The sequence below is a fragment of the Trinickia symbiotica genome (assembly GCF_002934455.1).
Classification (GTDB): domain Bacteria; phylum Pseudomonadota; class Gammaproteobacteria; order Burkholderiales; family Burkholderiaceae; genus Trinickia; species Trinickia symbiotica.
The window spans coordinates 1-13,347 of the sequence record NZ_PTIR01000036.1; the positions used below are offsets into that span (position 1 = coordinate 1).

Sequence of the window (13,347 nt, forward strand, 5' to 3'; positions counted from 1 at the left end):
GTCGCCCGCGACACCCTTGCCTCCGGCTAACACTTCCCCTTGCCGGGCGTGTAGAGGACTTTCACCTCCAAGTGAATGCGCCCTGCCGGGCGCACAACAAAAAAGGCGGCCGGGCATCGCTTACCCGGCCGCCTCGGACTTTCAGCGAGCCCTCTTAGGGCATGCCTGCAGGCGCCCCAATGCAGCCCCTTGGCGAAAGCATCAGCCTCACAGGGGCGCCGCGACTTCAGTGCACGACTCGCTCGAACGCGAACTTACCGTCCTCGAACTCGACCGGGATCACGTCTTTCGGCCCGAACCGGCCCGCGAGAATCAGTTTGGCGACCGGATTCTCGATCTCCTGCTGAATCGCTCGCTTGAGCGGGCGGGCTCCGAAGAGAGGGTCGTAGCCGACCTTCGCGATCTGCTCGAGCGCCTCGTCCGAGATGACGAGTTGCATGTCGAGTTTCGCAAGCCGGTCATGCACGCGCTGCAGTTGGATCTTCGCGATCGCCTCGATGTTCTTCCTATCGAGCGCGTGGAAGACGACGACTTCGTCGATCCGGTTCAGGAATTCGGGCCTGAACTGTTGCTTGACCTCGCTCCAGACCGCCTCCCTGATTTCCTCCTGCGGCTGCCCCGACATCGCCTGGATCATCTGCGAGCCCAGGTTCGACGTCATGACGATGACCGTGTTCTTGAAATCGACGGTGCGTCCTTGACCGTCGGTCATCCGGCCATCGTCGAGCACTTGCAGCAGCACGTTGAAAACGTCCGGGTGCGCCTTCTCGACCTCGTCCAGCAGGATCACGCTATAAGGCTTGCGGCGTACGGCCTCGGTGAGATAGCCGCCCTCTTCGTAGCCGATATAGCCGGGAGGCGCGCCGATCAGCCGCGCGACGCTGTGCTTCTCCATGAACTCGCTCATGTCGATGCGGATCAGGTGGTCTTCGGAGTCGAAGAGGAACGCGGCCAGCGCCTTGCAAAGCTCGGTCTTGCCGACCCCCGTCGGCCCCAGGAAGAGGAACGAGCCGTACGGCCGATTGGGATCGGCGAGGCCAGCGCGCGAGCGGCGGATCGCATCCGCGACGGCGCTGATCGCCTCATCCTGCCCGACCACGCGCTCGTGCAGCTTCACTTCGATCTGCAGCAGCTTCTCACGCTCGCCTTGCATCATCCGCGAGACGGGAATGCCCGTCGCGCGAGAAACGACCTCGGCGATTTCCTCCGCGCCAACCTGCGTGCGCAAGAGCCGCGGCCGCGACGGATTGTGCTGCTCCTTCGCCTCGGCCTGTGTCACCTGCTTGAGCCGCGTTTCGAGTTCAGGCAGTTTGCCGTACTGCAGTTCCGCCACTTTCTCGAGCTTGCCTTCGCGCTGCAAACGCGCGATTTCGGCGCGCGTCTTGTCGATTTCTTCCTTCAGCTGCGCGCTGCCTTGCACGGCCGCCTTCTCGGCCGTCCAGATTTCCTCGAGGTCCGAATATTCGCGATTGAGTCGCTCGATTTCCTCTTCGATCAATTGCAGCCGCTTTTGCGACGCCTCGTCCTTCTCCTTCTTGACCGCCTCGCGCTCGATTTTCAACTGGATCAGGCGCCGGTCGAGCCTGTCCATCTCCTCGGGCTTCGAGTCGATCTCCATCTTGATCTTCGAAGCCGCTTCGTCGATGAGATCGATCGCCTTGTCCGGCAGGAACCGATCGGTGATGTAGCGATGCGAGAGCTCGGCCGCGGCAACGATGGCCGGGTCGGTAATCTCGACGCCGTGGTGCAACTCGTAGCGCTCCTGCAAGCCGCGCAGGATCGCGATCGTCGCCTCGACGGTCGGCTCTTCCACGAGCACTTTCTGGAAGCGCCGCTCGAGCGCCGCGTCCTTCTCGATGTATTTGCGGTACTCGTCGAGCGTCGTCGCGCCAATGCAATGCAGTTCGCCGCGCGCAAGCGCGGGCTTCAGCATGTTGCCCGCATCGATCGCGCCCTCGGCCTTGCCGGCGCCGACCATCGTATGAATTTCGTCGATGAAGACGATCGTCTGGCCCTCGTCGCGCGCGATATCGTGCAGGACCGCCTTCAAGCGCTCCTCGAATTCGCCGCGGTACTTGGCGCCCGCGAGCAGTCCGGCCATGTCGAGCACCAGCACGCGCTTGCTCTTCAGCGGTTCGGGCACCTCGCCGTTGACGATCCGCTGCGCGAGGCCTTCGACGATGGCCGTCTTGCCGACGCCCGGTTCGCCGATCAGCACGGGATTGTTCTTCGTGCGCCGCTGCAAGATCTGGATCGCGCGGCGGATTTCGTCGTCGCGACCGATCACGGGATCGAGCTTGCCGGCGCGCGCGCGTTCGGTGAGGTCGATCGTGTACTTCTTGAGCGCCTCGCGCTGGCTTTCCGCATCGGCGCTGTGCACCTGCGCGCCGCCGCGCACGGCCACGATCGCCGTTTCGAGCGCACGGCGCGTCAGCCCATGCTGGCGTACGAGCCGGCCGGCCTCGCCCTTGTCGTCGGCGACGGCGAGCAGGAACATTTCGCTCGCGATGTAAGTGTCGTTGAGCTGCTGCGCTTCCTTGTCGGCCTGATTCAAGAGGCCGGCGAGCTCGCGGCTCACCTGGATGTTGCCGTCGGTCCCTTGTACTTGCGGCAGCCGCGCGATCGCATCGTTGAGGGCCGTTTGCAATGCCTGCACATGAACGCCCGCGCGCGAAAGCAGCGAGCGCGCCGAGCCATCCTCTTGAGCGATCAGCGCCGCGAGCACGTGCACCGGCTCCAGATACTGCTGGCCGCGACCCGCGGCAAGGCTCTGCGCGTCGGCCAGCGCCTCCTGGAATTTGGTGGTGAATTTGTCGATTCTCATCAAGAGACCTCCAATTTTGGACTACCACCAAGATGAGGCGCGAGGCGCTTGTTTCAAGCGCTGTCGGTCAACTGTCCGGAACTCCATTCGCGAGCGGTCGGACGGGCCCCTTGAGCGGGACGACGACCTCGGCGCTCAGGCCGAGCAGCGCCGCAAGCGGCGCCGCCACGGGCTCCACGAGCTCGCCGAGCGTATGCCGGTCGAGTTCCGCGAGAAACGCTTCCTGCGCGGCCTTGAAGACCTGCTTGAGCCGGCATCGCGGCTCGATCACGCACGGCCGGACTTCACTGCTTTCGCGTTCGAAGCAGCCGACGAGCGCAAAATCGGTCTCCGTTTCCCGCACGACCTGCCCGATCGTCAAACCGAGCGAGCGCTCGTTCAGTCTCAGGCCGCCATGGCGCCCGCGCACCGTGTCGATCCAGCCAAGCTCGCCAAGCTGCTGCACAACCTTCATCAGATGATTCTTCGAGATTCCATAGGCGTCCGAAATGTCCTGAATCGTCGAAAGGCCGTCGCGATGAAGCGAGAGAAACAGCATCACGCGCAACGCGTAGTCGGTGTAGTCAGTCAGTCTCATTCGGATACTCTGGCGATGCAGGAACGAGCCGGCGAATGGCTTCCCCGGCGACAAAGACCGCGCTCTGGTAAAGGTTGTGCGCGCATACGCTTCAGCATAACATGTACGTTTTATACACCTTCAGGCAGAGAAAGCACTCGACCAGTGCGCTTTCCGGGCGACTCTTTCAGTATGGTGGGAGCGTTTCGTCGCGTCACCTTTTCCCGCCGCTCGTCTCTGCGCATTTCCCGATCGTCATGACGGCCCCGACTCACACCTGCGCTTCGGCGCCCGCAACGGCGCAAGCCGCGGCGTCCGCACGCTACCTCGAACCCACCGAACCGAACATCCGCGAGCTCGTCTACGGGTTTTACGACAGGGTTCGGGCCGACCCGCTGCTTGCGCCCGTTTTCGAGGCCGTCCTGCACGGACGATGGGATGACCACCTGCCGAAGATGTGCCGGTTCTGGGGCAGCCTCGTGCTCGGCGACAAGCGCTATCGCGGCAACGTCCAGCAGGCCCACCAACCGCTCGAAGGGATCGAGCCGCGGCATTTTAGCCGCTGGCTGCATCTCTTTCTCGATACCGTCTGTGAGCGCTACGAGCCGGCCGCGGCCCTCCGCTTCATGGAGCCGGCGCTGCGAATCGCGCAAAGCCTGCAGTTGAGCCGATTCGGCTGGGACTACGAGATTCCGCCCGAACAAAGAGCACTGCTCGAGCGTGTGGCGCCAAAGCAACAGCGCAACGACCTGGAACCGCATTCTCACGATGAACGGCGCGGTGCCGTACGACGCGAGCCGTTTCCAGGAAAGATAGTCGGGCGAAGCTCGTCCGATGACAACGACGCTGCCTGAATAGCCGGGTGGCCGGACAGGATCCGCACGACCGGCTAGCCGGCCCGATAACGGTATCGCGCGCTCAATTTCGCGCAGCGCCGCCTTTTTCCGACACCCCCTCACCGGACGTGGATGGGGACGATTCAGACGGTTGCCGCGGCCGCGCATTGCCTGCGGACAGTCCCCAACGGGCAAGCGCTTCATCGTCCGACGCACGCGCATCGACCCACCGCTCGCCGGCTTCAGTCGTTTCCTTTTTCCAGAAAGGTGCCTGCGTCTTCAGGTAGTCCATGACGAATTCGCAGGCGGCGAACGCATCGTGTCGATGCGACGCCGTCGCGGCGGCCAATACGATCTGGTCTAGCGGATAGAGCTTCCCCACCCGGTGCACGATCAGCACATCCGAGCCCGGCCAACGCAGCCGTGCTTCGTCGACGATGGCCTCGAGCGCCTTCTCCGTCATGCCCGGGTAGTGCTCGAGTTCCATCGCCGCGACCTCCGAGCCTTCATTCAGATCGCGCACGGTTCCAATGAAGCAGGCCACGGCGCCGACTTTCGGATTTTGCGCGCGCAGGGCCGCAACCTCGGCGGTCAAGTCGAAATCGGCGGTCTGGACGCGGACAGTCATGGTTCAATTCTCCTCGGCCCCTAACGATCGTCAGCCGCCGGTCACGGGCGGAAAAAAAGCCACTTCGCAACCGTCGGTGACACGCGCCGACGCGTCGGTCATCCGATGATTGCAGGCCATCCGCAGCGCGCGCCCTTCCGCGAGCACATCGGCCCAGGTGTCGCCTCGCGTGCGAAGCCAGGCCCGCAGGTCGCCGATCGTGGCGACGCCGTCAGGCAGCTCGACCACCTCATGCGAAAGGCCGAGTGCCTCGCGCACGCTCGCGAAATACTTCAGTTCAATTCTCATGTCGAGGTGATCGTCCTGGTTCGATCCGGAATCGGTGTCGCCTACCGCCGTTGCGTCAGCCGAGCAGATCGGAAAACGGCAGAAAACGAACGAGTTCTCCCGCGCTGATCGCATGATTGGGCGGATTGTCGATGAGACCATCGCCCCAGACCGTGGAAGTCAGCACCGCCGAGCTCTGATTGGGAAACAGGTCGAGGCCGCCCGCCGCGTTGATGCGCGCGCGCAAGAACTCGTTGCGCCGGTCCCGTTTCGTCTGAGCGAAATCGGCGCGCAGCGCGAGCGCCCGCGGCGATACGTCGCGCACGCCCGAGAGCCGGAGCAGAAATGGGCGCACGAAAAGCAGGAATGTGACGAAACTCGATACCGGATTGCCCGGCAGGCCGATGAAAAACGCCTCGTCCGGGCCCGTGCCCGAGTCGGCGACCGCCTGCCGATCCGCCCTCTCGTCCGCGGCCCCACGCCGTACGGCGCCGAACGCGAGCGGCTTGCCCGGCTTCATCGCGATCTGCCAGAGATCGAGGCGGCCGAGCGCCTCGACGGCCGGCTTGACATGATCCTCTTCACCGACGGAAACGCCGCCCGATGTCAGGATCAGGTCGTGTTCGCGGGCAGCCTCGGTCAACGCGGCGCGCGTCGCATCGAGGCGATCGGGCACGATTCCATAATCCGTGACCTCGCAGCCGAGCCGCTCGAGCAGGCCGCGCAGTGTGAACCGATTGGAGTTGTAGATGGCGCCGGGCGCGAGCGGCTCGCCCGGCATCGTCAGTTCGTCGCCGGTGAAGAACACGGCGACTTTGACGCGGCGCGACACTGTCAGTCGCGCACAGCCCGTCGAAGCGGCCAAGCCGAGCGCCTGTGGGGTAAGCCGGGTGCCAGCCGGCAGGATGACGGAGCCGCGGCTGATGTCGGCGCCTTGCGCCGTGATCCATTCGCCGGGCGTCGGAGTATGCAGAATCGTGACGGCATCGCCGGCGGCTTCCGTCTGCTCCTGCATGACCACCGCGTCGGCACCCGGCGGAACCGGCGCACCCGTGAAGATTCGTGCCGCCGTGCCGGCCGCGAGCGGTTCGGCCGCGTGTCCGGCCGCGATCCGTTGCGAGACGGGCAGGCGCGGGCCACCGGCAAGCTCGGCGATGCGGACGGCATAACCGTCCATCGCACTCGTATTCATCGGAGGGACGTCGAGCGCGGAAACCACGTCGGCCGCCAGCACGCGGTTTCCCGCCTCGAGCGTCGAGATCGTTTCCGTGCCGCTCACCGGCCGGGCGGCCGCGAGCAGCCTCGCGAGCGCCTCAGCGGTCGGGACGAGCGGCGGACGGGCAGCAGCGGATTGAGACGAGGACATCTGAATAGCGCGATTTGTTTGGCAGCAAGGCTGTCATTGTAGCGACGCACGCCGATTCACGTGAGACGCCGCGCGCCGCTCGGCCGTTCGGTCGATCGCTCAAAGGCCGGTATGCGTCGCGATGAACGCCTTCACGCGCTCCGCGTCGCTCGGCAGCACCTCGAACCGCTGCGGCAGCGCCTCGAGACCCTCGAAGGCCGCGGGCCGCTCCGGGTCGCGCCCGAGCGCCTCGCGTATCGACTCGCCGAACTTGATCGGCTGCGCGGTCTCGAGCACGATCATCGGCACGCCCGCCTGCAGATGCTCGCGGGCCACCTTGAGGCCATCGGCCGTATGCGTATCGATCATCACGCCGTAACGCGCGAACACGTCCGAGATCGCGGCGATGCGGTCGTCATGCGTGCTGCGCCCCGAAACGAAGCCGAATTCGCGCACGCGCGCGAAGTCGCCGCTCGCGGCAAGATCGAAGCCGCCCTTCTCCTCGACATCGCGGAAAAGCTGCAGCACGCGTGCCGGATCGCGCCCGAGCAGATCGAAGACGAAACGCTCGAAGTTCGACGCCTTGGAGATATCCATGCTCGGACTGCTCGTGTGATAGGTCTGCGCCGCGCCGCGCACGCGATAGGCGCCCGTGCGGAAGAACTCGTCGAGCACATCGTTCTCGTTCGTCGCGACGACGAGCTTTTCGATCGGCAGCCCCATCATCCGCGCGATGTGGCCTGCGCAGACATTCCCAAAGTTGCCCGAGGGCACGGTGAACGACACGCGCTCATCGTTCGAGCGTGTCGCGGCGAAGTAGCCCTTGAAGTAATAGACGACCTGCGCGACGACACGCGCCCAGTTGATCGAGTTGACGGTGCCGATCCGCTGGCGCGCCTTGAACGCGTGGTCGTTCGAAACAGCCTTCACGATATCCTGGCAGTCGTCGAACACGCCCTCGATCGCGAGGTTGAAGATGTTCGGCTCCCGCAGGCTGTACATCTGCGCCGTCTGAAACGCGCTCATCTTCCGATGCGGCGAAAGCATGAACACACGAATACCGGACTTGCCGCGCATCGCGTACTCGGCCGCGCTTCCCGTATCGCCCGAAGTCGCGCCGAGAATGTTGAGCGTGCGCCCCTCTTTAGCAAGCGCGTACTCGAACAGGTTGCCGAGCAGCTGCATTGCCATGTCCTTGAACGCGAGCGTCGGACCGTTCGAGAGCGCGAGCAGCGAGAGCGGCGCGCCGCCCTCGACGCCGAGCGTTTTCAGCGGCGTGATCGCGCTCGCATCCTCGTCCGCGCGAACGTTGCAATAGACGTCGGCACGATAGGTTCGGCGCGTGAGCGCGCGCAAATCGTCGGGCGCGATGTCGTCGCTGAACTTCGAGAGGATTTCGAACGCCAGATCGGCATAGGGCAGCGCACGCCAGCGCGCGAGCTCGTCGGCCGACACGCGCGGGTACTCGGCCGGCAGGTAGAGGCCGCCATCTTTCGCGAGACCGCCGAGAAGAATGTCGGAGAAGGTGTGGCGCTCGCCGATGCCGGCGCCGCGGGTCGAGATGTAGTTCATGATGTCTGGTCTAGTTCAACGCCTCGATGCGCAGCTTCGTCACGCTCGAGACGACGGTCGCGAGCGCTTCGATGCGAGCGATCGCCGTGTTCACGTTCCGTTCGAGCGTTTCGTGCGTGATGATGACGACGTCGGTCTCGCCGTCCGCCTGAATCTGCTCGGACTCGCGCTGAAGCATCGCATCGATCGAGATGCCGGCATCGGCCAAAAGGCGCGTGATGTCGGCCAGCACGCCCGTGACGTCGGCCACGCGCAAACGCAAATAGTAGCCGCTCGTCACTTCGTCGATCGGCAGGATCGGCGTGTCGGACAGGCTTTGCGGCTGAAATGCGAGATGCGGCACGCGGTGCTCCGGATCCGCGGTGTGCAGACGCGTCACGTCGACGAGATCGGCGACGACGGCCGACGCCGTCGGCTCGGCGCCGGCACCCTTTCCATAGTAGAGCGTGGCGCCGACGGCGTCGCCATGCACCTCGACGGCGTTCATCGCGCCTTCGACGCTCGCGAGCAGGCGTTTCGCCGAAATGAGCGTCGGATGGACGCGCAGCTCGATGCCGCGCTCGGTGCGGCGCGTGATGCCGAGCAGCTTGATCCGGTAGCCGAGGTCTTTGGCGTATTTGATATCGGTCGCGTCGAGCTTGGAGATTCCCTCGATATAGGCGCGATCGAACTGCATCGGCACGCCGAATGCGATCGCGCTCATGATCGTGAGCTTGTGCGCGGCGTCGACGCCTTCGATGTCGAACGTCGGGTCCGCCTCCGCGTAGCCGAGCGCCTGCGCACCCGCGAGCGCCGCGGCGAAATCGAGGCCGCGCTCGCGCATCTCCGAGAGGATGTAGTTCGTCGTGCCGTTGATGATGCCGGCGATGTACTGGATCCGGTTGGCCGTCAGCCCTTCGCGCAACGCCTTGATGATCGGAATGCCGCCCGCCACGGCGGCCTCGAACGCGACCATGACGCCCTTCGCGCGCGCAGCCGCGAAGATCTCGGTGCCGTGCACGGCGAGCAGCGCCTTGTTCGCCGTGACCACGTGCTTGCCGTTTTGGATGGCGCGCAGCACGAGCTCGCGCGCGATGCCGGTACCGCCGATCAGCTCGGCGACGATGCCGATGCCGGGATCGTCGACGACGGCATCGAAGTCGCTGCCGACGGCCACGCTGCCGGCTGCTTCGCCGAGCGCGGCGAGTGCCTTGGCCGGATTGCGCACCGCGATGCGAGCGACCTCGATGCCGCGCCCGGCGCGACGCTTGATCTCTTCCTGATTCCGGCGCAGCACCGTGAAGGTGCCGCTGCCTACCGTGCCGAAGCCCAACAGGCCAACTTTGATCGGTTCCATGCAGCGTTTGTCAACAAATGGGGAAGCGTTATAAGAGCGACATGCTCTGGCGTCGGGCCATGGCGCGTGACTGACGAGCCGCGCGCCCCTGGCCCGGCCCGTCAGGCGGTGTGGCGCTTGCGATAGCCGTCGAGGAAACGCGCAATGCGGTTCAGCGAATCGATGAGGTCGTCCGAGTTCGGCAGGAACACGACGCGGAAGTGATCGGACCGCGGCCAGTTGAATCCCGAGCCTTGCACGAGCAGGACGCGCTCCTCGAGCAACAGGTCGAGCACGAACTTCTGGTCGTCTTCGATCGGATAGACCTTCGGGTCGAGCCGCGGGAACATGTACAGCGCCGCTTCGGGCTTCACGCAGCTGACGCCCGGAATCGCGTTGAGCATCTCGTAAGCGATTTGCCGCTGCTTGTGCAGGCGCCCGCCCGGCACGATGAGATCATTGATGCTCTGGTAGCCGCCGAGCGCCGTCTGAATCGCATACTGGCCCGGCACGTTCGGGCAGAGCCGCATCGACGCGAGAATGCCGAGCCCTTCGAAATAGTCCGCGGCACGCCGGCGGTTCTCGCCCGTCAAGCCGGAGACCACCATCCATCCGGCCCGGTAACCGCACGACCGGTAGCTCTTCGAGAGACTGTTGAACGTGACCGTCAGCACATCTTCGGAGAGCGCCGCCACCGAGGTATGCTTCTTGCCGTCGTAGACGATCTTGTCGTAGACCTCGTCGGCGAACACGATGAGGCCGTGCTGACGGGCGATCTCGAGCATGTCGAGCAGCAGCTCGTCCGAGTAGAGCGCGCCCGTCGGGTTATTCGGGTTGATGATGATGAGCGCGCGCGTGTTCGGCGTGATCTTCGCGCGCAAGTCGTCGAGATCGGGCATCCAGGCGTTCGACTCGTCGCACAGATAGTGCACGGGGACGCCGCCCGAGAGGCTCACGGCGGCGGTCCAGAGCGGATAGTCGGGCGCCGGCAGCAGCACTTCGTCGCCGTTGTTGAGCAGCCCCTGCATCGCCATCACGATGAGTTCGGAAGCGCCGTTGCCGAGGTAGATGTCGTCGAGCTCGACGCCCGCCACGCCCTTTTCCTGCGTGTAGTGCATGATCGCCTTGCGCGCCGCGAAGACACCCTTCGAATCCGAATAGCCCGACGACACGGGCAGATTGCGGATCATGTCCTGAATGATCTCGTCGGGCGCATCGAAGCCGAACGGCGCGAGATTGCCGATGTTGAGCTTAATGATCCTGTGGCCTTCCTCTTCCAGCCGCTTGGCATGCTCGAGAACGGGTCCGCGGATGTCGTAACAGACGTTCAGCAGTTTGTTCGATTTCTGAATCGGTTTCACGGCGGACACGTTTCCCAGGGTAGGTAGGTCATAAAAAGGTGGAAGGCACGACGCCGCGCGGGCGACTCGATGCACGACGGTCAAGGCATAGCGCGCAGCCGGCTTGCGTTCTTTCGCGTTTCGTCCGGCCGCGGCGGCGCGGGATCGCTCGACGAGCGCGGGCGCGGCTTGGTAAGCATCGGAAAGCGCTTTTGGCGCTTTTTCTGCGGCGCCTTGACGAATTCCGTGCGGCGGCCGCGATGCGAGGGCGCCGCTCGGCGGCTAAAAAGTTATAATTTAGCGGATTTTGGCCGAGTTTCGCAACGCACCAACTGCCGCGAAAACGCTTTTTCGGCCCGCGTCCGGCTCGTCTTCGCGAATTGTCGCCGGGCGGCGGGCCCCGGAACCACGGACTCAACCGATTTGAAATTACATCAGGATTCGAGCGGCGCCCTCAACACCGTCACGGGTTACGGCGCCCATTACGTCGACATCAATCTCGAGCGTCACGAAAGCAGCATCGTCGTGGTGCCCGACGCGCCGGTCATCGCCTGGCCCGTTGCCTCGTTCGAAGCGCTCACGCCCGAGCACTTCGAGCTCGTGCGCGCCTGCGAACCCGAGGTCGTCGTATTCGGCAGCGGCACGCGGCTGCGCTTTCCGCACCCGCGGCTAACGGCCGCCCTGATAGCGCAGCGCATCGGCGTCGAGGCGATGGATTTCATGGCCGCCTGCCGCACTTACAACATTCTGATGGCTGAAGGCCGCCGAGTGGCCGCAGCGCTCCTCATCGAGCAATGAGCGCGGGTTTGCCTGTTCACGCCGCATCGCGGCACCCGGCTCCGGATCGCCAGGCGCCCCGGCCCTTCCCTTTGCCGCATGCGCGGCTTCGCTAGACGGATCACGATTTCATGCCGCTGCAACGTTCTTCCCGCGAGGCCGGCGCCGCGCCGGCCGACTCGATCGCCTCGTTCGACACGGGCACTTCGTCGCTGCCCGCGAGGCGGATCACCCTTACGCTCGTGCTCATCGTGGCGGCGCTCGCGCTCGTCTGGTTCGTGCCGCTCGGCTGGCGCCACCTGGTGCCGAGCGACGAAGGGCGCTATGCCGAGATGGCCCGCGAGATGTTCCTGACGGGCGATTGGATCACGCCGCGCTACAACGGCTACAAGTACTTCGAGAAGCCGCCGCTGCAGACCTGGGCCAACGCGCTGACGTTCGCGTGGTTCGGCATCGGCGAATGGCAGGCTCGGCTCTATACGGCCCTCGCCGGCTTCGCCGGCGTGCTGCTCGCCGGCTACACCGGCCGGCGGCTCTTCGGGCCGGCGGCGGGCTTCGGCGCGGCGCTCGTGCTCGCGAGCGCGCCCTATTGGAGCCTCATGGGCCACTTCAACACGCTGGACATGGGTCTGTCGTTCTGGATGGAGCTCACGCTCTCGTCGATGCTGATCGCGCAAAGCGGCGCGGCCGGCAAGCGGGAAACCCGGCTCTGGATGTGGGCCTGTTGGGCGTCGATGGCGCTCGCGGTGCTGTCGAAGGGGTTGATCGGCATCCTGCTGCCTGGCGCGACGCTCGTCCTCTACACGGCGATCGCACGCGACTGGGCGATCTGGAAGCGACTTCACCTCGCAAGCGGCCTCGTCATCTTCTTCGCGATCGTGACGCCCTGGTTCATCCTCGTGCAGTTGCGCAATCCCGAGTTTTTCCATTTCTTTTTCGTCGTGCAGCAGTTCGAGCGCTACCTGACGCCCGATCAGCACCGTCCGGGGCCCATTCATTACTTCGTCTGGGTCATGCTCGTCGGTTTTCTGCCCTGGCTGTCGGTCGCCGTGCAAAGCATGCGCCATGCCGCTCGCGAGGCGGCCCGCCCGAACGGCTTCAGGCCGGCGACGCTGCTCTTCGTCTGGTCCGCGTTCATCTTCGTCTTCTTCAGCGTCTCGCACTCGAAGCTCGTCTCGTATGTGCTCCCGATCGCGCCCGCGCTCGCGCTCGTCATCGGCGCCTATCTACCGAGGGTATCGCGCGAAGCCTGGCGGCGCCACCTCGTCGGCTACGCCGTGCTGCTCGTCGCCGTCGCAATCGGCGCGATCTTCCTCGGTCGGATGGGCTCGGCTCACACGCCCAACGCGCTTTATCGCGAGTTTCGCGTCTGGGTATTCGGTGCCGTCGGCGTCGCGTTCGTCTTGACGCTCGCCGCGCTTTGGGTCGCGCGCCGCGCGCGCGGCTCGGCGCTGCCTTCGGCCGCCGTTTTCGGCGCGGCCTGGCTCATGCTCGCGACGATCGCCGGCACGGGCCATGAGGCGTTCGGCCGGCATAGCTCGGGCGCGCTGATCGCGCCGGCGGTCAAGGCCGAGCTCGCGCGCCTGCCCGCCGATACGCCGTTCTATTCGGTCGGCGTGCTCGACCATACGATGCCGTTTTACGTTGGCCACACGATGATCATGGTCCAGGACGCGAGCGAATTGGACTTCGGCGTGCACCAGGAGCCGCAGAAATGGGTCCCGACCATCGCGGAATGGGTCCGGCGCTGGGACGCGGACCGTTACGCGCTCGCGCTGATGCCGCCCGAACGCTATGACGCGCTGGCGGCCGAACACGTGCCGATGCGCGTGATCGCGCGCGACGAGCGCCGCGTCGTCGTCGAGAAACCGTGAGCCCGGCGGTGGG

At 65.1% G+C, this 13,347-nt stretch carries 11 protein-coding genes; 3 read left to right on the top strand and 8 right to left on the bottom strand.

From position 1 onward, the window contains the following. Positions 1-226 precede the first annotated feature (226 nt). Complete coding sequence (clpB, locus tag B0G57_RS29555) at positions 227-2,824, bottom strand: ATP-dependent chaperone ClpB (protein ID WP_018442776.1); 2,598 nt, start codon at positions 2,822-2,824, stop codon at positions 227-229. A gap of 67 nt (positions 2,825-2,891) precedes the next feature. Next, positions 2,892-3,401, bottom strand: a complete 510-nt coding sequence (locus tag B0G57_RS29560) for an Rrf2 family transcriptional regulator (protein WP_018442775.1) — start codon at positions 3,399-3,401, stop codon at positions 2,892-2,894. Between the two features lie 236 nt (positions 3,402-3,637). Between B0G57_RS29560 and B0G57_RS29565 the strand changes: the two genes are divergently transcribed. Continuing rightward, positions 3,638-4,234, top strand: a complete 597-nt coding sequence (locus B0G57_RS29565; protein WP_018442774.1) for a group III truncated hemoglobin — start codon at positions 3,638-3,640, stop codon at positions 4,232-4,234. A gap of 64 nt (positions 4,235-4,298) precedes the next feature. Here B0G57_RS29565 and moaE read toward each other — a convergent pair whose 3' ends face one another. The 6 genes from moaE to B0G57_RS29595 all read right to left on the bottom strand — a co-directional run bounded on the left by moaE (position 4,299) and on the right by B0G57_RS29595 (position 10,713). Continuing rightward, on the bottom strand, positions 4,299-4,844 hold the full coding sequence (gene moaE, locus B0G57_RS29570) for a molybdopterin synthase catalytic subunit MoaE (RefSeq protein WP_018442773.1): 546 nt from the start codon (positions 4,842-4,844) through the stop codon (positions 4,299-4,301). 30 nt (positions 4,845-4,874) lie between these two features. Beyond that, positions 4,875-5,132, bottom strand: coding sequence for a molybdopterin converting factor subunit 1 (gene moaD, locus B0G57_RS29575; protein WP_018442772.1), 258 nt, complete (start codon positions 5,130-5,132; stop codon positions 4,875-4,877). Between the two features lie 55 nt (positions 5,133-5,187). Next, entirely contained in the window at positions 5,188-6,477 is a 1,290-nt protein-coding gene (locus B0G57_RS29580; protein ID WP_018442771.1) for a molybdopterin molybdotransferase MoeA, read from the bottom strand. A 99-nt stretch (positions 6,478-6,576) separates the two neighbouring features. Then, positions 6,577-8,028 (bottom strand): threonine synthase, encoded by a 1,452-nt coding sequence (gene thrC / locus B0G57_RS29585; protein ID WP_018442770.1) that lies wholly within the window; start codon positions 8,026-8,028, stop codon positions 6,577-6,579. Between the two features lie 10 nt (positions 8,029-8,038). After that, positions 8,039-9,364: a homoserine dehydrogenase gene (locus B0G57_RS29590; RefSeq protein ID WP_018442769.1), complete on the bottom strand. Its 1,326-nt coding sequence runs from the start codon at positions 9,362-9,364 to the stop codon at positions 8,039-8,041. Positions 9,365-9,465: 101 nt separating this feature from the next. Next, positions 9,466-10,713 carry a pyridoxal phosphate-dependent aminotransferase gene (locus B0G57_RS29595; RefSeq protein ID WP_018442768.1) on the bottom strand — a complete coding sequence of 416 codons (1,248 nt, stop codon included), beginning with the start codon at positions 10,711-10,713 and terminating at the stop codon, positions 9,466-9,468. 393 nt (positions 10,714-11,106) lie between these two features. On the opposite strand from B0G57_RS29595, the gene B0G57_RS29600 reads away from it, so the two are divergent. Together B0G57_RS29600 and B0G57_RS29605 are read left to right on the top strand one after the other, a co-directional pair. Further along, on the top strand, positions 11,107-11,481 hold the full coding sequence (locus B0G57_RS29600) for an Mth938-like domain-containing protein (protein WP_026230056.1): 375 nt from the start codon (positions 11,107-11,109) through the stop codon (positions 11,479-11,481). A gap of 110 nt (positions 11,482-11,591) precedes the next feature. Further along, a complete protein-coding gene (locus tag B0G57_RS29605) occupies positions 11,592-13,334 on the top strand; it encodes a glycosyltransferase family 39 protein (RefSeq protein ID WP_018442766.1) in 1,743 nt (580 codons plus the stop codon). The last annotated feature ends 13 nt before the right edge of the window (positions 13,335-13,347 follow it).